At 49.2% G+C, this 20,667-nt stretch carries 20 protein-coding genes, 1 tRNA gene and 2 pseudogenes; 11 read left to right on the top strand and 12 right to left on the bottom strand.

Annotated elements, in window-relative coordinates:
- The first annotated feature begins 160 nt into the window (after positions 1–160).
- The 3 genes from QCD69_RS19785 (at position 161) to QCD69_RS19775 (ending at position 3,060) form a co-directional block, all read left to right on the top strand.
- Positions 161–1,993, top strand: a complete 1,833-nt coding sequence (locus QCD69_RS19785) for a protein-disulfide reductase DsbD (protein WP_301253284.1) — start codon at positions 161–163, stop codon at positions 1,991–1,993.
- 63 nt (positions 1,994–2,056) lie between these two features.
- On the top strand, positions 2,057–2,635 hold the full coding sequence (gene dicD, locus QCD69_RS19780) for a division control transcriptional repressor DicD (RefSeq protein WP_301253283.1): 579 nt from the start codon (positions 2,057–2,059) through the stop codon (positions 2,633–2,635).
- Between the two features lie 349 nt (positions 2,636–2,984).
- A tRNA-Phe gene (locus tag QCD69_RS19775) sits at positions 2,985–3,060 on the top strand.
- A gap of 267 nt (positions 3,061–3,327) precedes the next feature.
- On the opposite strand, the pseudogene QCD69_RS19765 reads toward QCD69_RS19775, so the two are convergent.
- Positions 3,328–3,534, bottom strand: a pseudogene (locus tag QCD69_RS19765) (RAQPRD family integrative conjugative element protein); the annotation flags it as partial.
- Positions 3,535–3,765: 231 nt separating this feature from the next.
- Between QCD69_RS19765 and QCD69_RS19760 the strand changes: the two are divergent.
- A complete protein-coding gene (locus QCD69_RS19760; protein WP_301253281.1) occupies positions 3,766–4,602 on the top strand; it encodes a hypothetical protein in 837 nt (278 codons plus the stop codon).
- A gap of 103 nt (positions 4,603–4,705) precedes the next feature.
- Here the strand turns inward: QCD69_RS19760 and QCD69_RS19755 are convergent, their stop codons facing one another.
- The 6 genes and pseudogenes from QCD69_RS19755 to QCD69_RS19730 form a co-directional block, all read right to left on the bottom strand.
- A complete protein-coding gene (locus QCD69_RS19755) occupies positions 4,706–4,990 on the bottom strand; it encodes a hypothetical protein (protein ID WP_253455955.1) in 285 nt (94 codons plus the stop codon).
- A gap of 63 nt (positions 4,991–5,053) precedes the next feature.
- A pseudogene (locus QCD69_RS19750) lies at positions 5,054–5,229 on the bottom strand (DUF4400 domain-containing protein); the annotation flags it as partial.
- 396 nt (positions 5,230–5,625) lie between these two features.
- Positions 5,626–7,725: a peptidase domain-containing ABC transporter gene (locus tag QCD69_RS19745; protein ID WP_253455958.1), complete on the bottom strand. Its 2,100-nt coding sequence runs from the start codon at positions 7,723–7,725 to the stop codon at positions 5,626–5,628.
- Complete coding sequence (locus tag QCD69_RS19740) at positions 7,718–8,992, bottom strand: HlyD family secretion protein (RefSeq protein ID WP_301253279.1); 1,275 nt, start codon at positions 8,990–8,992, stop codon at positions 7,718–7,720. The genes QCD69_RS19745 and QCD69_RS19740 overlap by 8 nt, the downstream gene beginning before the upstream one ends.
- A complete protein-coding gene (locus QCD69_RS19735; protein ID WP_253455963.1) occupies positions 8,982–9,440 on the bottom strand; it encodes a toxin-activating lysine-acyltransferase in 459 nt (152 codons plus the stop codon). Before QCD69_RS19735 ends, QCD69_RS19740 begins: the two co-directional genes overlap by 11 nt.
- Complete coding sequence (locus tag QCD69_RS19730; protein WP_301253277.1) at positions 9,437–10,987, bottom strand: MchC protein; 1,551 nt, start codon at positions 10,985–10,987, stop codon at positions 9,437–9,439. Before QCD69_RS19730 ends, QCD69_RS19735 begins: the two co-directional genes overlap by 4 nt.
- Positions 10,988–11,530: 543 nt before the next feature.
- Here QCD69_RS19730 and QCD69_RS19725 point away from each other — a divergent pair.
- The 3 genes from QCD69_RS19725 (at position 11,531) to QCD69_RS19715 (ending at position 13,511) form a co-directional block, all read left to right on the top strand.
- A complete protein-coding gene (locus QCD69_RS19725; RefSeq protein WP_253455969.1) occupies positions 11,531–11,836 on the top strand; it encodes a hypothetical protein in 306 nt (101 codons plus the stop codon).
- Between the two features lie 48 nt (positions 11,837–11,884).
- A complete protein-coding gene (locus QCD69_RS19720; protein WP_253455971.1) occupies positions 11,885–12,340 on the top strand; it encodes a hypothetical protein in 456 nt (151 codons plus the stop codon).
- A 67-nt stretch (positions 12,341–12,407) separates the two neighbouring features.
- A complete protein-coding gene (locus tag QCD69_RS19715) occupies positions 12,408–13,511 on the top strand; it encodes a glycosyltransferase (RefSeq protein WP_253455974.1) in 1,104 nt (367 codons plus the stop codon).
- A 476-nt stretch (positions 13,512–13,987) separates the two neighbouring features.
- Here QCD69_RS19715 and QCD69_RS19710 read toward each other — a convergent pair whose 3' ends face one another.
- Positions 13,988–14,203: a helix-turn-helix domain-containing protein gene (locus tag QCD69_RS19710; protein ID WP_253461142.1), complete on the bottom strand. Its 216-nt coding sequence runs from the start codon at positions 14,201–14,203 to the stop codon at positions 13,988–13,990.
- 115 nt (positions 14,204–14,318) lie between these two features.
- Between QCD69_RS19710 and QCD69_RS19705 the strand changes: the two genes are divergently transcribed.
- From QCD69_RS19705 to QCD69_RS19690, 4 genes are all read left to right on the top strand, one after another.
- Positions 14,319–14,579: a helix-turn-helix domain-containing protein gene (locus QCD69_RS19705; RefSeq protein ID WP_253455977.1), complete on the top strand. Its 261-nt coding sequence runs from the start codon at positions 14,319–14,321 to the stop codon at positions 14,577–14,579.
- Positions 14,580–14,774: 195 nt separating this feature from the next.
- Positions 14,775–15,194, top strand: a complete 420-nt coding sequence (umuD, locus tag QCD69_RS19700) for a translesion error-prone DNA polymerase V autoproteolytic subunit (RefSeq protein ID WP_253455981.1) — start codon at positions 14,775–14,777, stop codon at positions 15,192–15,194.
- Positions 15,195–15,197: 3 nt separating this feature from the next.
- The gene (locus tag QCD69_RS19695) at positions 15,198–15,332 is read left to right on the top strand and encodes a hypothetical protein (protein ID WP_301253274.1); all 135 of its coding nucleotides are present in this window, start codon (positions 15,198–15,200) and stop codon (positions 15,330–15,332) included.
- Between the two features lie 306 nt (positions 15,333–15,638).
- On the top strand, positions 15,639–16,652 hold the full coding sequence (locus QCD69_RS19690) for a zinc-dependent alcohol dehydrogenase family protein (protein ID WP_301253272.1): 1,014 nt from the start codon (positions 15,639–15,641) through the stop codon (positions 16,650–16,652).
- A 130-nt stretch (positions 16,653–16,782) separates the two neighbouring features.
- Here the strand turns inward: QCD69_RS19690 and QCD69_RS19685 are convergent, their stop codons facing one another.
- The 4 genes from QCD69_RS19685 to hemA are packed head-to-tail and all read right to left on the bottom strand — an operon-like array spanning position 16,783 to position 20,612.
- On the bottom strand, positions 16,783–17,967 hold the full coding sequence (locus tag QCD69_RS19685; RefSeq protein WP_301253271.1) for an MFS transporter: 1,185 nt from the start codon (positions 17,965–17,967) through the stop codon (positions 16,783–16,785).
- 12 nt (positions 17,968–17,979) lie between these two features.
- Complete coding sequence (locus QCD69_RS19680) at positions 17,980–19,065, bottom strand: Gfo/Idh/MocA family protein (RefSeq protein WP_301253270.1); 1,086 nt, start codon at positions 19,063–19,065, stop codon at positions 17,980–17,982.
- A gap of 6 nt (positions 19,066–19,071) precedes the next feature.
- Entirely contained in the window at positions 19,072–19,584 is a 513-nt protein-coding gene (locus QCD69_RS19675; RefSeq protein WP_301253268.1) for a GNAT family N-acetyltransferase, read from the bottom strand.
- Positions 19,581–20,612: a 5-aminolevulinate synthase gene (gene hemA, locus QCD69_RS19670; RefSeq protein WP_301253293.1), complete on the bottom strand. Its 1,032-nt coding sequence runs from the start codon at positions 20,610–20,612 to the stop codon at positions 19,581–19,583. Before hemA ends, QCD69_RS19675 begins: the two co-directional genes overlap by 4 nt.
- Between the last annotated feature and the right edge of the window lie 55 nt (positions 20,613–20,667).

The raw sequence follows: 20,667 nt of genomic DNA, 5'->3' as shown, positions 1-20,667 counted from the left end.
CCCGCCTTAACCACACCCTTTCCGTTGCTTCCAGTGCGACATCCTGCAACAGCCGCAGCCGCCAGGCCGTGATATAGTCTGCGCCTTGCATAAGATCTCCGCCGCGTCGGAGTCTGCCTGTTTTCTGGTTTATATCGGTAGTGGAAAAATGATCCCTGTCATGATGAAACGCATCACAACCTGCCTGCTGCTGGCGCTGATCGCCTTCTTTAGTACGGGCGCCAGCGCCTCGCTGTTTGGCAACAACGCCAACAGCCACTTCGGCACCGTCGACCAGGCCTTCAGCTTTGATTTCAGCCAGCGGGCCGATCGGCTGACGCTCAGCTGGACGGTGAAGCCCGGTTACTACCTTTATCGCCAGCAAATCTCCCTGACCGCACAGGGCGCGAAGCTGGCCGACTGGGCGCTGCCCGCGGGCAAACCGCATGAAGACGAGTTTTACGGCAAAACGGAAATCTATCCCGACAGCCTGACGGTGCCTTTAACGCTGCTGGAAGCGAAAAAGGGCGCGACGCTCAGCGTAACCTGGCAGGGCTGCGCCGCCGCCGGTTTTTGCTATCCGCCGGAAACCCGCAGCGTGCCGCTGAACGAAGTGACGGCTGCCAGCCAGCCGCCAGCGGACGCGGAAAGCGCGGCCTCCGGCACGCAAACTGAGGCAGGTAACGCGATCTCCGATACGCAAACTAATGCAGACAATGCTGCCTCCACTATGCAGACCGATGCAGGCAATACGGCCTCCGGCACGCAGACCGAGGCCCTCGTCGGGCAACCCGCGCAACCGGATCATAAACTGCCCTTCTCGCCGCTGTGGGCGCTGCTGATCGGCATCGGCGTTGCCTTTACGCCGTGCGTGCTGCCGATGTATCCGCTGATCTCCGGGATTATCCTTGGTGGCAACCGTCGCTATTCGCTGAAGCGCCTGTTTGCGCTGGCTATGGTCTATGTACAAGGTATGGCGCTGACCTATACCGCGTTGGGCGTGATCGTCGCCGCTGCCGGGCTGCGTTTTCAGGCCGCGTTGCAGTCGCCAGCGGTGCTGATTGGCCTCTCCGTGCTGTTTATTCTGCTGGCGCTGTCAATGTTCGGGCTGTTTACGCTCCAGCTTCCCTCCGCGCTGCAAACCCGGCTAACGCTGTTAAGCAATCGTCAGCAGGGCGGCTCGCTGCCGGGCGTCTTTTTGATGGGCGCGCTGGCCGGTCTGATCTGCTCGCCCTGTACTACCGCGCCGCTCAGCGCCATCCTGCTTTATATCGCGCAAAGCGGCAACATGCTGGCCGGGGCGGGCACGCTCTGGCTCTACGCCGTGGGCATGGGGCTGCCGCTGATCCTGGTGACGCTGTTCGGCAACCGACTGCTGCCGAAAAGCGGCGCGTGGATGCAAACGGTAAAAGAAGGCTTTGGCTTCGTGATTTTGGCGCTGCCGGTCTTCCTGCTTGAGCGCGTGGTGGGCGACGCCTGGGGACTGCGTCTGTGGAGCCTGCTGGCCATCGCCTTTTTCGGCTGGGCCTTTATCAGCCTGAAATCCGCTAACGGCTGGCTGCGCCTGGGGCAGATCCTGATGCTGGCGGCGGCGCTGGTCGCGGCCCGTCCTTTGCAGGATTGGGCGTTCGGCGCGCCTGCAACGGCAAGCCACACGACGTTAAGCTTTACGCGCATCGCCACCGTCAGCCAGCTCGATCGGGCGTTGCAGCAGCATAACGGCATCACCATGCTGGATCTCTATGCCGACTGGTGCGTAGCCTGTAAGGAGTTTGAAAAATATACGTTCAGCGAGCCGCAGGTACAGAATGCGCTGAATAAAACGCAGCGGCTACAGGCGAACGTCACGGCTAATAATGCAGAAGACAAAGCGCTGCTGGCACGGCTGAACGTGCTGGGGCTGCCTACCATCCTGTTTTTTGACGCCAGCGGCAAAGAGATCCCCGGCTCGCGCGTGACCGGTTTTATGGATGCCGCAGCCTTCCGGGAGCATTTGCAGAAATTGTCGCAGTAAACGACACTAGAGAAGAATTTTACGGTCGCGACCGTAAAGTAATGCATTCAAGAGGAGAGTCGCTTGCAACGTGAACAGGTACTCGAGCATGCACTGAACGTACTCGAGCAGAACGGGCTGGCCGCCTCCACCTCTTTCGCCATGATGGCGGAGGCGGCAGCCTGCCAACAGGAAGATTTGCAACGCTACTGGCCCGACCGCGAGGCGCTGCTCTATGACGCCCTGCGCTATCACAGCCAGCAGGTTGATATCTGGCGGCGCAAGCTGCTGCTGGATGACACTATGGGGCCAGCACGCAAGCTGCTGGCGCGTTATCAGGTGCTGGAGGAGGCCGTTAACAATAACCGCTATCCCGGCTGCCTGTTTGTGGCCGCGTGCAGCTTTTATCCGCAGCCGGACCACCCTATCCATCAGGTTGCCGAACAGCAGAAGCGCGCTTCCTGGCAATATACCCACGAGCTGTTGACCCAGCTGGAAACCGATAACCCGGAACTGCTCGCTCATCAGATGGAGCTGATTCTGGAGGGCTGCCTGAGCCGGCTGCTGGTGAAACGCAACGTGCAGGAAGTGGTGACGGCCCGTTCGCTGGCGGAAGACGTGCTGAGTATCGCGCTATGCCGTAAGAATGGCGCACTGAGCTAGTGCGCTGAGCCGTAAGCGCCGAAGCCTTCTGCGGCCTCAGAGCGGCGCGCTAAACTGTAAACACGGAAGCCTTCTGCGATCTCAGAGCGGCGCGCTGAGCCGTAAGCGCGGTGGTGCGTTTAATCAGCGTCCTGTACTGTAAGTGCGCCGCTCCCGTACCGCACAGGCTCACGTGCTCTTTAGCAAAGAAAGCGCACACGACGGAAGCCTGAAAGACAGGCTGTCCCGAATGGATTTGCATAACTTTCAGGCTGACTGTCTGAAAAGCAGGCAGTCAGTCACGCTTTAACGCTTTTTTATGACAAAGCCGTTGACGGCGGGCAGCCTTTACGGTTTAATGCGCCCCGTTGCCCGGATAGCTCAGTCGGTAGAGCAGGGGATTGAAAATCCCCGTGTCCTTGGTTCGATTCCGAGTCCGGGCACCACTATTCCAAACCCTCGCTTATGCGGGGGTTTTTGCTTTATGCGTCAAAAAATCACTGGATTACCAGTAGATATTATCCTTCTCTCTGTCTGCCCCCGCTTCCCGATGGTGCCAAATGGGCATTCTGCCCCACGTATTTTGTTGTACTGACGCTTTGATGCCCCAGTAAGTCTTTCACCAGCGTAAGATTCCGTTCCGACGATGTTATCAGCGCCGTCGTGAGGTTATGGTGAAAATAATATGGCGAGACGGCAAAACCACATTCCTATCCGGTATTGATGGTTTTGAGATCCGATGTGACACGGGAATAGTCGAACCAGAAACGCCCCTGTTCTGGCCGGTCAGCCTGAACGGCAGCAACGCGAGCACGTTCAAGTGCTGCCTGTATTTGAATCAATAGGTGCTGGGCAGACGCCAGCTCATCTTTTTCAGATGCATGGACGGGTAACGCGATCAGCAATGTCAGCCCCAGCAAACAGCCGGCTCGTCAGGTTAAGCACTCCTCAGTGATTTAGGGTGCTGTGAGGGTGCGATAAATGTGAAGACGGGTCAGGGGATAACTGTTTATGGTTTTTTGATAATTTTCGTATTAACAAATAGCAAGCCAAAGCGCTATACAAGTTGATTAGTAGAGACAACAATATATCTATCGCTGCGTTATCATTAGCGAATTATTACTGTCTGATCCAGAAGGTTAGAAAATAGCATGACGTTATCATCAGGTAGGGTGGAGTTCACAGAAGCAACCAGAAAAATGGTCATGGAGGAAGCCGGATATTGTTGTGCAAATCCTGGCTGCCGTATGCATTTACTTGAGTTCTACACCGAACAAAATAAAACTCGAAAACTGGGCGATGTAGCCCATATTTATTCTGCTGTTAGCCTGTCGGGAAGTGGCCCTCGATCCAACCCACATATGACGCCTGAACAACTCAGCGCTCAAACTAACGGAATATACCTTTGTACAACTTGCCATCGTCGTGTCGATAATTGTGAACTGATGTTCCCAGCAGAACATCTTTTTCAGTGGAAAAGAGAGGCGCAACAGAGTAATAACCCCGAGGGGAGAGACCGCTGGAAGAATCCAGGATATGGACGAACGACGCTTGACGACTGTCGGGAAACAGAAAAATACCTCCACTTCACCAGTCCTTTTATTGACACTATCTATCAATTTTGTTTAAAGGTTCAAGGAACTCAGTTCCGAACTTTCAGAGTTGATCACAAGATTATCGTAACGCTCTGGGGGCTTGCCAGAAGAGGAATAGGCCTGCCTACCTTTAATATATACTCCCACCAATTTAGAAATAAAATCTTTGAACTACAGCGAATAGCAGAAGAACTTATCAAGCTGCTTCCCGAAAATACACAACTGGATTCGGGATCCTATTATAAAGGCGATGAACCGCCATTTTTACCAGGTTTTCCCTCTGGCGTACTTGTTTATATTGACGGTCGAGTACAGGCATTATCTGAGTTAATACAGCAATGGCGGATGATTCAGCTATGCTGGGAAAATGAAGTGAGTATGTATCAAATTTAAAATACTTCCCTTACTGACGCGCCAGTAACCGTTTTTACAGGGCTTGTCTGCTGACGACAGCGCACAAAAGCCAGTTTTGTGCGCCGCCGCCCAGCTTACTACTCTAGTACGAAGGAGCTGACTGCGCGCTCTGCACTTCTTTCCGATACTGGTTTGATATTTGCTCAGCCTTATAAGAAGAAGCGATACTGCAAGACCGTAAGTTATCTAATCTAAACACCTTGTTTTCATTACATTTAACTAAAAATGTATTGAACTCCTCGGGGTTCGAATCAGCCCACTGTTCAATCTTTATAGTTTGAGCATCTTGTTGTTGAGCATTGCTGGCCAGAACTGGTGCGCTTAGCACTATCGTTCCCAGCATGAAACTAAAAATGAATCCCTTCATATATTCTCTCCTGTCATTAATCACCTGCATATTTTTCACTCAGATATCAATCAGGATCAACTACTAAAGGTACTTTTTAAACGAAGCTGTGGTCACCGTCACTGCAATACCCAGCAAAATAGCGGCGGGCAACAGCAGCAGGTTGGGATATACCGCCGTTGGCCACGACAGATACAGCATACAGGGACATAAATTGCGGGTTTCACCATTCGTTTTGCATGGTGATACACAAAACTCGACGCCTACCCGACGCGTGGCGGCTGTTTCATTACATGCCACAGGATTTTTACCGCGACGTCAGTTCGATGAGCAGACCAAAGTTGACGATGAAAATTATCGGTTATGGCCCTAATGCAAAAATCATCTTCGCCTTACAAGGGATTACCCTAAATACTATTTTTAATAGAGATGGCTGACGCGCAGTAAGCTGAAACGTTATCCATCAGCCAGTAAAGAAGCTCCGACGGTATGGCCCCGCTCCCGAATCTAATCCAGGCATAACTGGTTGCCTATTCTGGCAAACGGCCGGTTTTTCGGCAAATCCAGCAGGTGTCATCCAATCCCGTGCAAAATGGAGCCGACATTGGCTATAAGATATGCACCACGCCTCCATGTTGCGCCGTGCATACAAGCAACTAATTTATTGCAATAATTCTGTCGACAGCCTTAAGCGTTTTTTCCCGATGTGCAATAATAACTCTTGTAATATTGAGCTTTTTAATTTCTCCATTTACAAACCGCTCACTATTACTATCAAGAGAGCTTGTCGCCTCATCCATGAACAGAATAGAAGGCTTTTTATAAAGTGCGCGGGCAATAAAAACTCGCTGCTTTTGCCCACCTGACAGTCCTTCACCCAGTTCTCCAATTAGCGTGTCATAACCCATAGGCATTTTCATAATCACATCGTGAATATAGCTGGTTCTGGCGCACTCTATCATCCAGCTTTCATCTACATTCTCTACAAATCCGCAGATATTTTCACGTATTGAACCAGAGAATAACCTGTCGTCCTGCATGATACAGGCAATCATTTTATGATAGTTATTTATTCCCGTCTGACGGATATCAATCCCATTAACGATTACCTTACCGGTATCAGGTTCAAGCAGCCCGCATAATATTTTCATCAATGTGGTCTTGCCCGAACCAGAGTTACCTGTTATCGCTACACTTTCGCCTGGTGAAATTGAAAACGACAGGCTGCTGAATATCGCAGCTGACTGACTATCGTAGCTGTAGCTGATATCTGATATTTCCAGCGATACCGGATTCATAGTCGCGATATAGTCGATATCCGCTTTTTTTTCTTCCCGTTGATGTAAAGCGATATCCGCAATACGTTCATTATGCAGACTCATGATGCGCAGTTGCAGGAGAAAGTTTGTTAGTGAAGCAATCCTGTCGGAAAACTGGCCACGAAACGCACCAAATGCTACAAACATACCTATGGTCATTTGGTTATCGATAACAAGCCCAGCGCCCAGCCATAAAATAGCAATCTGATCGCATGTAGCTACAAACGTATTTACTCCGCCAAAAAGGAGATCCATCTTATTTAATTTGATACCAGAATTTATCGCATCAATTTTCAAATTCAGCCAGTGTGTTCCGCGCCTTTCCGTCATTCCCTGTATTTTGACCGTGGCTATACCATACAATGTCTCCATAAAATAGGAGCTGGCACGCGCACCTCTGACAAGCGTTTCTTCTGAAACCTGACGGTAATGACCATAGGTCAATAGCCGAATAATAACATAGACCGCAGTAAAACCCAGTACAAACCAGGTTAACCAACCACCATATAGCGCCATCATTATCAGGACACTGACGACCATAATACTGTCTATGATGGCGCCAACAACGCTGGTCGTAAAGGTAGAACGTAGCGTATCCAGCGAGCCAAAACGAGAATTAATATCACCCAGCCTGCGCCTTTCAAAATAAGTTAAAGGAAGCCTTAACAAATGATTAAACAGGCCAGACTGCCATTGCACATTAATAAAAGTCCCCATAACCAGTGAAGACCAGGCTCGAACAATGCCCGTTGCCGCTCGCAGAAATATAAAGAACATTAATCCGAAACAAATCAAAGTTAATAATCCTTTATCGCTTGCCGGAATAGCATGATCCATCACCAGCTGCGTACCTATCGGCATCACCAGATTGATGGCCTCAATAATTACTGACAGGAAAAATATTTTTGCCAGCATACTTTTAATGCCATAAATACTACTAATCAGCGTACGCAGGCTCAGGCGATTCTTAACCGTTTGTTCTGTAAATTCACTGCCGGGCCAGACTTCCAGCGCGACACCGGTAAAGTGTTGCGACATTTCTTCAAGCCCGATATGCCTTCGTCCTCTGGCAGGATCGTGTAGAATAAAACGGTTGCGTTTCACGCTGACCAGCACGACAAAGTGGTTAAAATCCCAGTGAAGTATGCAGGGCATTTTCAGCGCGCCCAGCTCGCTTAGGGCCAATGACAGAGGACGGGTCGCCATCCCCAGCTGTTCTGCAATACCGTTGAGACCAGCAAGATTGGCACCGCGCGTCGATAAATTGAACCGCTGTCGCAACGATATCAAATCAATGTTTTTGCCGTAGTGTCCGCATACCATCGCCAAACAGGCGAGTCCACATTCTGAAGTCTCTGTCTGATGAATAACCGGAACTCGCCGTTGCCACCGCAAATCCAGTTGATTCACAATCTTTTTAAAAGCAGTGCTACTCATCTACCTGTCCTGTGGCGCTGTGCTTCATGTCATAGAGTGGTGAAAGCATCCACTGGTAAATTTTTCTTTTTTCCAGAAATAATGTGCTTTGCGCTTTCATACCATTTTCCAAAGGCAGAAATTTCCCGTCATAAGTAATAATCTGCTTTTCAGGTTTAACGATTACCTTATACCAGGGGCCAGAGGTGCCTGATGAATATCCAGGAGATCCCTGATAAGTGAGCATCTCTTTTGCTGTGGCTGGCGTCCTGGTGATGGTCGTCACCGTTGCGGAAAACTGGCCGAATTTTTCTGCCGGAAAAGCCTCATAACGGATATTAACTTTATCTCCCGGTGAAATATAAGGTACAGCATCATTAGGCACCCAAATAATGAGATAATAATGATCAATGACCTGAGGGAGAAGCTGTAGCAGACTGTCCCCAGCATTTACCATTTGCCCTGGCGTGACGCTCATTGAATCTATTTTCCCGTCAGAAAGAGCACGAATAACGATTTCTTCGCCCTCGTCGGTGTCAACCAACTCTTTTTGTAAGTCGAATTGCTGTAGTTCCATCTGATAAATGCGATTATCAAATTCTGCCGCCTGCGTCTGAACTTGGCTTGCAAGATTGGTTACCTGTAACGCATTTTGTTCATTCTGCCCGCTCAGGTTAAGAAGATTATTTTGCTGCTGATAATACAGTGCCACCTGATTAGTCAACTGATCTTTGGTGATCAGTCCTTTTGATTGGTATTTCCGGTAGTTCTCCATATTACCTTTCATGATATTTATGCCCTCTTCAGCTCGTCTGATAATATCTGATGAGCGTCGGAATGCATCACTGTATTGCATATGTTGTTTTTCTAACATAGCCAGTGTGACTTTTTTATTTTCTTTCAGGTGGGAGATAATATTCCTTACGCGAACCAGCTGGCTTTCAATATCCCTCCGACGATTTTCACTGACGACGCCGCCTGGCGTGCTTTTGCTAACGTCCAGTTGATAAACAGGGTCACCTTTTTTTATGATATCCCCTTCATGGACAAACTGCTTCACCACGATCCCTTGTACGCTGGAGTAAATATTAATTGCCCGTGGCCAGGTAGTAATTTCTCCGCTGACATTAACTCGACGCGTATAGGTTCCTTCCGTAATAAATACCAGAAAAGCCACCATGAAAGTGACAGAGACTAATATAACCAACCAGAGCGGAATGCCCGGCAATAAGATCGCACGCCCATGCCATTGCATTTTCCTGTTTTCTATTGCTTCCTTACGAAACAAATTTTCTTCCTCGGAATGTTTCGACTCTAATTTTCTTCCTACGGCTTAACCAGCGCACTGGTTCTTCACCCCAAGGTCGTAGTTGGGAAAAACGCTCAATAGCCTTGCGGCCAAAACCGGGTTTGCAGCAAAAATCGAGGATCCAAACCCTGCCGTCTTCATTCCATTCAGAAGGGTGCAGTCGGAATTTTGGATCGTCAAGCAATCTCTTTTCCGTATCTGCAGCCAGGTATGCCCAGGTGATATAGGCCAGTGGAAAACCCTGCACGTCGAAAAGAAATTTTATTTGGTGGTGCTGTATCGCGTATTCGGTCCAGAGCTGAATAGTTAAAACCGGATAGAGGCTGTAATTACGGTTATGGAGCATACAGCTAACGGCAAAACCAATCTGTTCCTGGGCTGACCATGTATCCTGGCCATCTACGGTTTCCTGTATATACAATGTCATTGTTTTCTCGCCTGGTGCCCGTGAATGGCTAATGCGCTACTGCCTAATACGTCGTTAGCAAATGTCTGCATTTTGATCCCCATTGCGACGAATGCCTGCCTCAGAGACACAATATCTTTTTCATGCGTTTTTAGCAGATGCGCTATTTCTTCAAACATTTGCACTTTGCCTAAACAGGCTCGGGGCAGCAGTTTTTGTCGCGCGCTCTGCTCCACTTCTTTTATCATTGCGGCGTTATCAACTCCCTGCTCATGGCAAGTGCTGGTCAGCCAGCCTATGGCGTCGGTATAACTTCGCAACAGTTCCGGAAAGCGGTTATCTTCCTCCAGGTCATTATCATGTAAACCTCTTTGTCCCTGGCAGCGCTGGATTAAACCTGTAACAATGTTTTCCAGTGAAAATCTATTCTTTTCACCGCGATACGGCATGTTGCCAGGCCTGGCAATAAATGCCACAAAGTTTTTAACTAAAGGTTTTAGCGTTTCAGGCACTGGTTTCTGTAAGGGAATGGTTATACCCAACAATTCCAAATAGCCACGGTAGCAAGCGTCCTGGAAAGCCTGTTGAAAGACGTCTTCTGTCTGCTGACGGGCAGTCACCGTGAATCCCGGATCGAACAGATATTTACCTGCGTACAGGCAAAGATTGGATAGCCCCTTTTGCAACGTTGCTGGCTCTTTCATCAGCGCCATAAGCCTGAGATGGTATTCAAAGCTATCGCTACTTTCGTCCGGGAACAGACAGTTCAGGCCATTAAAATCCAGCAGCTTGCCGTCCATTGAGATATTGGATGGCGACGTCGTTAGCCTCAAAAAACGTGTCCGGCAAAATGCCATTTGCCGTGCCTGGCGTCTGGCAAGCTCACATAATCCTTCGATGCAGTAACGCTGCGGATCGCGATAAGCCCGCTCGCTAAAGCCATCTGGCGGCATCGGCAAACTTATCGGCAACTGGCGGATGACAGAACTCACCCGTCGGGCATCATGCAATAGTTGCCCGGCATAGTCAGGCTGCGGCCGAAAATAGGGTGCCCGTTCGAAATGAGCCGGACGCACTACAGGCTCACGGATCAGCAGCGCCCGCCGCGAAGAGCCTGCCGCAAGTTCACCGGCGTTGGCAATATCATTGTCGATAAGTAAAACTGCGCGCGTTTGCACCGCGCCATAAGGGAGAATTTGCCCCAGCACTTCGCTCCATAAAGCTTCATAAAGCGCATGAACGGCGCTCAATGTACCATTTGAGTGACGTTCGTCTGAGCCCTTACCCACCAAGGGATTAGCCCCCATTCCTTTCACCTGATAATGCCCGTCAAAACCGCAGCGGGCACCGCCGCCGTTGCGCTGAATGCCGCTACCGCCATAACGCTCCGCATAAAACTTTTTGGTCGCAGCGGAACGGGCTGGATCGATCAGATAGCTACAGGCGTTGCGTAGTGCTTCTGGATCTTCAACGTCCGCAGCGCACCACAGCAACGAGGATGACACTTGTTGGGCATAAAAAGGCACCAGATTTTCTGCCAGGCCTGAAAGCAAAGAGGAATGACTCATTTGCTGGCATTCTCCAACGTGTTTTGATGATATGCGTTTTGCTTCTTTTTAGGCGGGTAATTTCCAACGCGCTTAAATAGGGTCATAAGATACATAATAAGCAGCGGGTATTTTATTGAGCATTTTCTTATCCAAAAAGAAATAGCAGAAGATAAAAAGGGTACAGAATTTATAATAAAGAGCCTTTAGACACTACAGGAACAAAATTAAATTTTTTTAAATTTATCAAAGCGTCAGTATTGCGTCAATGATTACGCTAGTGCCAGCTAATGATAATTTCATTTAATATAATTTAACTGCGTTATTTTTTAGGACCATGTATACATAAACTACCCGAGCATAATTTAGCCAGACAAAAATAGACTGCGGTATCATTTTTATTACCTCTCAATCCCGCCGGGAAAATAGCGACCAATTAAAAGGTAAGGTTTGTAGAACTTATAATCACGAACAGATGAAACTAATTTTTTATTGCTTACTGTAAAGATAGCGTTATTATACTTTACAAAAATGTACAATCAGACAACATCAAAGGAGAATAAAATGCGCAATTTAAGTATTGAAGAAATGCAGTTAGCCAGCGGGGCTGCGGATATTGTGGGCGCTGCTCAGACTATCGGTTCTGCCGTTGGTGGCACCGCTGGCGCCTATGCAGGAGCAGAAGAAGGAGCCTTAATCGGTGCCGGCATGGGCGGGCCTGCCGGTGCCATTATTGGTAGCGGTGTAGGTGCAGGCGTTGGTTACTTTGGCGGTGATGCCATTGGCTCGGCTATCTCTGCCGGTTACGATGCCGTCGGTAGCTATTTTGGCGGCGATTCAGCCTCTTCTTCATCGTCTTCAGGCGCTTAACCTGTTTTACCTGCGGGCGGCTGCTCTGTATTGAAAGGAAATTAGTAAGTGAATACTCGCTATACGCTTCATCGACTGAGCCTGCTTGACCAGTGGCGTTTTGACCGTTTTCGCCTGCTCTTTTGCATCGCCGTCGTGCTTATTTTTTCCGCCGTGATTTACTGGGTTCTGCCTTTGTTTGGTCATGGCAATGTACAGAACGGTTTTGTCGGAATGTTGTGCGGACTTTCCGTTAATTTCTGGCTGACTTGTATAGGCCGCCTGCGTATTGATTCTGTCGATTATGTGGACAAGCTGGCAGTAATCCTGGAGCGTTACAAATATAAAAAAAATGGTTTGGGCTATTACGACATCCCGGCGCATCGCTATATGAAATTTAAATCTCAGCGGATTTATCTCAACAGAAAAAACGAAACCCTGGTGATTACCGGTCCCTATAACATCCTGAAGAAGGTTATTAAGCAGCTTAATGCCGGCGCACCTTCTGAAGATGCGACTAAATAGTCTCAATCTGAGGCGTACCTGACAGACAAAACGCTGATCATTATTTCTTGTAGAGAAGGGTTTTCCCATGCGCGTTCTTTTTATCGGCCCTCCTTTATATGGCCTGCTATTTCCCGTGCTATCTCTGGCTCAGGGATTTCGTGCTAACGGACATGAAGTGCTAATCGCCAGCGCCGGAAAGTTTGCACAGAAGGCTGCCGAAGCAGGTCTGGTGACGTTTGATGCTGCGCCAAATCTTGATTCCGAATCCGAATACCGACGTCAGGAAGAGAAACGAAAAAAAAGCAATAAAACAGGAAACTTCTCTTTTTACAGTGACCAAATGGCCGACCGGCTTATAGAGCTGGCTGGCAAATGGCGGCCCGACCTGATCGTCTATCCTCCGCTTGGCGTGGTCGGCCCCCTGATCGCGGCCAAATACCGTATTCCTGTTGTGATGCAGTCGGTGGGTTTCGCCCATACGTCATGGCATATAAAAATGGTGACGCAATCGTTGGCCGATGCCTATGCTCGTCATGGCGTTACTGCACCGCCGCGCGATCTTGCCTGGATTGATGTTACACCGCCGAGCATGAGCATCCTGAAAAATGAAGGCGAACCCGTCATTTCTATGCAGTACGTTCCCTATAATGGGGGCGCCGTCTGGCAAAAATGGTGGGAGAGAACCCCGACACGAAAGCGTTTGTTGGTTAGTCTTGGCACCGTTAAACCCATGGTCGATGGCCTGGATTTAATTTCGTGGGTCATGGACTCGGCAGATGACGTGGATGCTGACATTATTCTTCAGCTGGCGGCCAATGCACGCGTTGGCCTACGTCAGCTTCCGCCAAATGTAAGACTGGTCGACTGGATCCCGATGGGCGTATTTCTCAACGGCGCAGATGGATTTATTCATCACGGCGGCGCAGGCAACACCCTGACAGCCTTACGCAGCGGCATCCCTCAGATAGTGTTTGGCGAAGGTGCCGATCGACCTGTTAACGCCAGAGCTGTTGTTGAGCGAGGCTGTGGGATCATACCCGGTAAAAATGGCATCACAAGCGAAGGGATCAATACCTTTTTGGGCAATAAAGCATTGCGCGAAGCTTCGGCACAGGTTGCCGTGGAAATGGCTGCACAAGCCAGCCCTTCAGACGTTGCAAAAGAGCTTGTTACAAGGCTAAGCGGTTAATCATCGTCAGCTGCGCTATTTGATCCTTACGCCAACAGATAATAACTATGGCCAGTCAGGCTTTTGGCTGGACTCTATACTGCAAAAACAGCTTCGATTTCATTAACGCAAATGAATGTTAGCAACGTTTGCTTTTAACGCTTTGTTGTCTGTTCATGCCTCGGGCTTAGTTCTTATTCTCATCAGTGCCTGTTCAACTTTCTCCGCATTCTGCTCCGGTATAACTTCTTTATTAGCTATGCCGGTTTGGTCACCTGACGCTGTGCGGTATGTCTGAACATAATGTTCTGACCGGCAGCTACAGCAATAAATTTATCTTGCTGGGGTATGTGATAAAGATTTGTCGATCCGGAGGGACGAAGTCGATGCTGATAAAGAAGCCATTTGATGAAAAAAGGGTTGCGTAAGCGCAGAAATATCACAGGCGATACGCTCACCGGTTACACATTCGGATAATCATTTTAACGCCGCCATTCTTACCTGAATTTATTATATCGCGAAGGCCAGATGCGCTCCGGCTCGGTATCCAGGGCTATGGCAATCAGCCTTTCCCCTCTTGGCCAGTGGCGGTTCAGCGCATTGGCCAGCGTGGACGAGGCCAGCCCAGCCTCGCGGGAAACGGCAGACAGCGTCGTGCCTCTCTTCTTCAGCTCGGCAATGATATCTGCCGGGTGCCAGTCCTTATCGGTTATCTCTGTCATCCTTGTCAGCTTCCATCAGACGTTGCTTGTTGAGTATCACTAAACAACTACGATGTTAAGTAATGCTAAACAGTAAGTCAATGTATGATTGTTGATGGTGTTACTGATGATCCCAGCTCGTTTGAAAGCCGCCCGTCTCCATGCTCGTCTGACTCAGGAAAAGCTGGGCGTTCTGGCAGGCATTGAAGAGGAAACGGCGCGCTCGCGCGTTTCGCAATACGAAGGCGGGATCCATCGTCCAACGTTTGAAACGATGTGCGCCTTTGCAAAAGTGCTCAACGTGCCGGAATGCTATTTTTATACGATTGATGACGCCTTCGCCGAGACGATTTTAGCGCTCTGGCACCAGAGACAACGTCCCGCCTGACGCCGCTTTAACAGTGGCCCTGTCGCTTTTCAGACAATCGCCAGCCCTGCGGTCGCTCCCCTTATTTCACAAGCTGTACGCCTGTTCCGATGTCTTTTCCTCTGTCGCCAGAAGCAAAAAAACCATCGTCAGGCTTGATCGTTTCCCGTAAATGATAATACTGTGTTTATATACAGCTTATTTCGGGATAACCCCATGAATTTACTTCGTCCGGTCGAAGTCCGCGCGCTTCTGCGGCTGCCGCTCTTTATGAGCCGCGTGCCCTGCGGCTCACCTGCCAGCGCGCACGACCATGTTGAACAACGTCTGGACTTAAACGATCTGCTGGTGCAGCGGCCGGAGAGCACCTATTACATTCGCGTCAGCGGCGACTCAATGAAGGATGCCGGGATCGATGACGGTGACCTGCTGGTGGTCGATAACGGTATTGCCGCCGATCACGGCGATATCGTGGTCGCGGCGGTAAACGGCGAGTTCACGGTAAAAAAGCTGCAGCTGCGCCCGGACGTGCGGCTACTGGCGATGAACAAGGCCTGGCCGCCGATAGTGCTGGCGGAAGAAGAGCAGCTGGATATTTTTGGCGTGGTGACCTTCACCATTAAGGCGATGGAGTAAGCCATGTTGAAAAATCGGGTTTACCGCGCCTGCGCCTCTGACGTTCAGACTTCGCCGCCGCATCAGGTTAAGTTTTTGTTCAGTCGGCTGCACGAGCTGGTGCCGACTAATAATGATCTGAGTGGTGAGAAACGTTAGTTAATTTGATGCTTTTCAGGTCAGCAGCTCTGGAGTGTTGTTTGGTCTGCTATGAGCGAAATATAGACTTTCATACCCTGGAACTTACGCTATTAGGTGATTCAGGGTATACGCTTGCTGGTTACGAATATTGAGCTTCGCGTTTCGTATGATCGATAAATGCTCAGTGCGTTGATTCCAAATTTCTTTTGACAGAGTAATAGCTCTATCTGAGCTGATTATATTTTCAGCATATACATTACATATCATCTTCTTTACTGAATCGTCTAAAGTTAATGCTGCAAATATTAAGAACAGGATTTTATTATGAAATGTTTTCGCATCAACAGCTTTGGTAGTCTGGACGCCCTTAATATGCGTATTGAAGACGAGCCGAAACCATCCCGAAGAGAAGTGCTGGTCAAAGTCAGAGCCTGTAGCCTTAACTACCGCGATCTCTCAATGCTCTTTGGCAAAGGAACGCTTTCTCCACGCAAAGGCCTCATTCCGCTATCTGACGGGGCCGGTGAAATCGTCGAGACAGGTGATGATGTGAGCCGATTCCGTAAAGGAGACAGAGTCGCAGGCATATTTTTCCCTAACTGGCAGGCTGGCGCCTTAACTCAGGATACTGGAAGAGGGGCATGGGGACTGGAAGAGGATGGATGGCTGACTCAGTATAAAGTTATCAGTGAGGAGGCGCTGGTCTCCATTCCGCAGCATCTCTCTTTTGAAGAGGCTTCCACCTTGCCTTGTGCGGCAGTGACTGCGTGGAACAGCCTGATGAAACCGCGACAGCTTAAAGCAGGCCAGACGGTTCTTATACAGGGCACCGGCGGAGTATCGTTGTTCGCAGTGCAATTTGCAAAGCTACTGGGCGTAAAAGTGATTGCCCTGACCTCAACTCAGGAGAAAGAGCAGCTACTCCGTGAGCAGGGCGCTGACCATATAATTAATTACACACAGCATTGCGACTGGTATCAGCAGGTCAGAGAATTGACGGAAGGCAGAGGTGTGGATCGTATTGTAGAAGTTGGGGGGCCAGGAACCATAGCTCACTCCATAAAATCCTGTACGAAGGGTGGCGAAATTATTCTGCTTGGCTTTGCTTCCGGGGGTAACAGCATGCTGAACTTTATGGATATCTATGCAAGTGGTGCAGTGCTTATGCCAATGAGTGTGGGCTCGCGTGAAGACTTTGAAGACATGAACAGAGCTATCTCTCAGGCACAACTTCATCCTTTAATTAGTAGGACTTTTACGTTTGACGATGCGGTAGAAGCCTGGCGCTTTATGCAGGGGAAAAAACACACGGGCAAAATTGTTATTACTCTTCAATAGATTAAAATAGCGGCAGGATTTAAGCGTGCTGTGTAGATGATTCAGAGCCGGTATGGTTTGAACAGATCAGTCACTATGGCCGTAAACGCTGTAAAATAAAGGGGCCTGAGTTGGCCCCTGTTAAACTGTTTTAATTATTGAAAGAGTTTTCGCGAGCCGCAGTCCGTCGTGATGCCAGGATCCCCAGATGGCTCACCAGGGCCAGTGCTGCTACTGTGCCAGCGAAATAAGGCAGGTTGCTGGCGTGGATGCCGTAAGAAATCAGTAACCCACCGCAGATAGTCCCTACCGCACCGCCTAAATAATTGCTGGAACTGTTCAGCGCTACCACAGCTGCGCCGTGCTCCGGCTGCATTCTGAGCAAACTGTGCTGTTGAGGAGCAAGCGATGACCAACCTGTAGCTCCCCAGAGGATGAAAGAGAGAAAGGCGAACGCCGGCCCATACTGAGAAGTAATCGGTATGCTCAACAGCGACAGGGCCATAATCAGCAAAATGAAGACCAGTAAAATGGCGGGTTTTTTACACCAGTCGATCACATGGCCCACACTGAAGCTTGCTATCATCCCGCCAATGCCCCACGCCCATAAGTAAGGCGTAATAGCATTCACATCAGAGACTTCCTTAAGCACGGGCGCAATGAAAGTATAAAGGCCAAGACTGGCGAGTGCCGTCAGAAAGGTGACACCAACGGTTGCAGCTACCTGACGATTGCCTAACATCTTAAAGCGAGCCGATAACGAAGGCGGTGTTGAAACGGTGATATCAGGAAAGCCCGCTACCACGCCAATCAGCCCAACGACACCAATAACGGTTACCAGCCACAAGGTGCTTTGCCATCCAAAGTGGGACGAGAGGATTAGCCCCAAAGGCACGCCAATTACCGTTCCGGTGCTCATGCCGCCCAGGATCATGCTCAGCGCGCGGCCCTTACGTTCCGGACTAACCAGGGCCGCCGCCGCCGCCGCTGCAACCGGTGAGAAAAGCCCCGCCCCTGTTCCTGCAATCGCCCGAAAGAATAATAAAGTATGCAGGTCGGGACTTAATGCGCTGCCGATATTCGCAACGGAAAAAATCACTAACGCGACACTAAGAATTTTACGAACAGATTTTCCGGCCAGAAGGGCGGAAAACAGAGGGGCGGCAACAGCATAACAAAGCGTAAACGCAGTGACGGTCTGGGCATTTTGAGCTTCACTAGTGCCATAGGTGAGTCCGATTGCCGGCAGTATACCGGCGATGACATACGCATCCAGACCTAAAGCGAACATTCCTATGGATAAGAAAATAATCTTTTTCATATAACCTTCAAACAATGGTGAAACCGCCTAGCCTAATTGCTCAAGGCTGCCATCTTCAGTGAACAATTCCCTTTCATCTTTAAGGACATAGTTTGCCGGGCCAAGTCGGCGCACTTTATGCTCAATCGTGTTAAGCAGCCTCTGTAATCTGAGCGAAGTATCGAGATCGGCAAAAGCGTGTTCAGGCGGTAAGTTATTCAGAAGATAATGAATGACTTCCCGCACCTGCTTCCTGAGCTTCTGAATTGTTTTTAACGCCTGTTCAGACTCATCGAAAGAGGTGGTAAATGCCTGAATCAATTCGTCACCCTGCTTTGTGTGCTTCCATAGCCTGAGATGGTCATTGTCCCACTCAGGCGTATCAAACGTCAGCCGGGCATACACCAGCTCTTTTTCTGGCGATGAAAAGATAAAATCGAGCGTACGCTGACGAATTATATTGGTAAAGCTGCTATAGCCGGTGATAAGGGCTTCTCCAAGCCGGGCAGTAACTGACACGCTATCAAGGATGTTATCGCCAGATATGGAAAAGTTAGATTCTGTCCCAATAGCGGCATCAAGCTCCAGATGCTCATTTATGCCCGCCACCCATTCCACCAGATCAAGAGAGTGAATAATTTCACTGGGTACGCCACAGGTAGTTCTGTGGTCGTGTATCCTGTCTTTTCCCCAAATGAAGTTTGCCCGTAGCAGAGTGAGGCTGTTATCGCGAATATAATTTTTTAAATAGTCGGTGGCTTCAGAATACCTTTCAACCATATCCATACAGAATCCAAGCGTATTGACGAGCGCCTGCCGGATGCGATGAAGATCGTCTGCCGAATTAACCAGCGGTTTCTCACAGATAATAAAACCGCTATAGCCCTCCAGCTGGAAAAGGACTTCAGCATGATTTCCATCTGAGACCGCCACAACAATAACATCCGGGAGGTGCTGCTTAAGCGCTTGTTCAATATTAGAATAGTAAGTGAACGGCAGATCTTTCTTACTTACTGCGACATAAGCATAGTTAAATTCAGTCGCCCTGAATTCCCCTTCTAAGGACTGAAAAGCGTTGATATACCTTTTCCCGGCATAGCCGGGACCAATAATAAGAACATTTAACGCGGCCATTTTTCCTCACAGTATTTTGATCAGAAGATCTTCACCTGAATTTTTGAATCCAAGTTTTCTGTACAGCGCATCACCTGCTGGCGTTGTTTGCAGCACTACCTTTCCTGCATCCCTGGCGCTAAACCATGAAAATAAAGCAGAAAGAAGAAGGCTGGCGAGGCCATTACCTCGCCATTCTGGCGCCACTACCACAGACTGAATCCATCCCTGCACGCCGTTCAAAATGCCAGGCATGGGCGCTCGTTCATCCAGAATGCCCGTTGCGCAGGCAATTATGTTGTCCGCTTCGTCATGTATAACCACAACCCTCACATTACCTGTGGGTTCATTAAGCTTCTGAAGAAGCCACTTTTGGTAGTGCAGCTGCCACGCTAAGTCTTCCTCGGATGAAGTCGCAGAATAGTGGGCGTCGCCGTCGCTGAGGAGCAGCTTCCGAAGACGAATTAACCCTTCAATATCCGCTGTTCCGGCTGTCACGCATTTCGCGCTGAGGGGGGGGCTGGTTTCCAAAACTTTCATGCGACAGTATTTAACTCCTGAGGTGATTTTTGAATAAAAGGCACGTCCATTATGCGGAACACTTCTTCCAGAGCATCTGCCAGAGCGTAGATTTGTGCTTCAGAATGGCCTGGCGTCACGTTTACTCGAAATCTTTCTGTGCCAACCGGTACGCTAGGAAAGTTGATAGGCTGAAGATAAATGCCTTTTTTCTCAAGAAGGTAACGTGCCGATTTTTTACATTTATCCGCACTTCCTATTAGTACTGGCAGGATGTGAGTGGTACTGATCGGCATTACCGGGGTGTTTTTTTTCAGAAGGAGTTTCCTGAGCAGCGCTGTTTTCTTATGCAGCTCATCTCGCTCTGCGTTCGAGCTCTTCAGGTGCTGAATGCTCGTATAGCAGGCGGCAGTGATTGCCGGCGGTAATGAAGTTGTAAATATAAACCCAGAGGCAAAAGAGCGGATAGCGTCGATAATCAGCGCGCTTGCAGTAATATAACCACCGATAACGCCGATAGCTTTCGCCATTGTTCCCTGGATAATATCTATCTGGTCGGCTATACCAAGACCGGCAGCAATACCCGCCCCGTTGGGGCCATACATGCCTATGGCATGAACTTCATCAATATAGGTCAGCGCGTTATATTTTTTTGAAAGCGCGACAATTTCTTTAACTGGCGCGATGTCACCGTCCATTGAGTAAACGGATTCGAATATAACGATTTTAGGACGGTCAACAGGCTGCTCTGAAAGTAGTCTTTCCAGATCTTTAACATCATTGTGACGGAATATTTTTCGCTCAATAACAGTACTGCGGATACCATTGATTATTGATGCATGATTCGAAGCATCGGAAAAGACAACGCAGTCATCGAAGAGTCTGAGCAAGCACTGAATGGTGGCATCATTTGAGCTGTAGCCAGTAGGAAATACCAGGGCCGCTTCTTTACCATGCCAGTCAGCAATAGCGTTTTCTAGTTTTTCAAAATAGGAGTGCGTACCGCCAATGTTTCTGGAACCACCCGATCCCGCGCCATACTGTTCAATTGATCCTACCCACGTAATGTGGACACGGCCCTAAGCGAGGTTTTGGTTTTCAAAC

The sequence above is a fragment of the Erwinia sp. PsM31 genome (assembly GCF_030433775.1).
GTDB classification, from domain to species: Bacteria; Pseudomonadota; Gammaproteobacteria; order Enterobacterales; family Enterobacteriaceae; genus Erwinia; species Erwinia aeris.
Note: the sequence above shows the minus strand (reverse complement) of the source record. Positions and strands in the feature narration are given on the sequence as shown.

What these genes read in the sequence shown, in the direction of transcription:
- QCD69_RS19785 (WP_301253284.1), top strand. Translation starts at nt 161, where the DNA reads ATGATGAAACGCATCACAACCTGCCTGCTGCTGGCGCTGATCGCCTTC.
- QCD69_RS19760 (WP_301253281.1), top strand. Translation starts at nt 3,766, where the DNA reads ATGACGTTATCATCAGGTAGGGTGGAGTTCACAGAAGCAACCAGAAAA.
- QCD69_RS19755 (WP_253455955.1), bottom strand. Translation starts at nt 4,990, where the DNA reads ATGAAGGGATTCATTTTTAGTTTCATGCTGGGAACGATAGTGCTAAGC.
- QCD69_RS19745 (WP_253455958.1), bottom strand. Translation starts at nt 7,725, where the DNA reads ATGAGTAGCACTGCTTTTAAAAAGATTGTGAATCAACTGGATTTGCGG.
- QCD69_RS19735 (WP_253455963.1), bottom strand. Translation starts at nt 9,440, where the DNA reads ATGACATTGTATATACAGGAAACCGTAGATGGCCAGGATACATGGTCA.
- QCD69_RS19730 (WP_301253277.1), bottom strand. Translation starts at nt 10,987, where the DNA reads ATGAGTCATTCCTCTTTGCTTTCAGGCCTGGCAGAAAATCTGGTGCCT.
- QCD69_RS19725 (WP_253455969.1), top strand. Translation starts at nt 11,531, where the DNA reads ATGCGCAATTTAAGTATTGAAGAAATGCAGTTAGCCAGCGGGGCTGCG.
- QCD69_RS19715 (WP_253455974.1), top strand. Translation starts at nt 12,408, where the DNA reads ATGCGCGTTCTTTTTATCGGCCCTCCTTTATATGGCCTGCTATTTCCC.
- QCD69_RS19705 (WP_253455977.1), top strand. Translation starts at nt 14,319, where the DNA reads ATGATCCCAGCTCGTTTGAAAGCCGCCCGTCTCCATGCTCGTCTGACT.
- umuD (WP_253455981.1), top strand. Translation starts at nt 14,775, where the DNA reads ATGAATTTACTTCGTCCGGTCGAAGTCCGCGCGCTTCTGCGGCTGCCG.
- QCD69_RS19695 (WP_301253274.1), top strand. Translation starts at nt 15,198, where the DNA reads ATGTTGAAAAATCGGGTTTACCGCGCCTGCGCCTCTGACGTTCAGACT.
- QCD69_RS19690 (WP_301253272.1), top strand. Translation starts at nt 15,639, where the DNA reads ATGAAATGTTTTCGCATCAACAGCTTTGGTAGTCTGGACGCCCTTAAT.
- QCD69_RS19680 (WP_301253270.1), bottom strand. Translation starts at nt 19,065, where the DNA reads ATGGCCGCGTTAAATGTTCTTATTATTGGTCCCGGCTATGCCGGGAAA.
- QCD69_RS19675 (WP_301253268.1), bottom strand. Translation starts at nt 19,584, where the DNA reads ATGAAAGTTTTGGAAACCAGCCCCCCCCTCAGCGCGAAATGCGTGACA.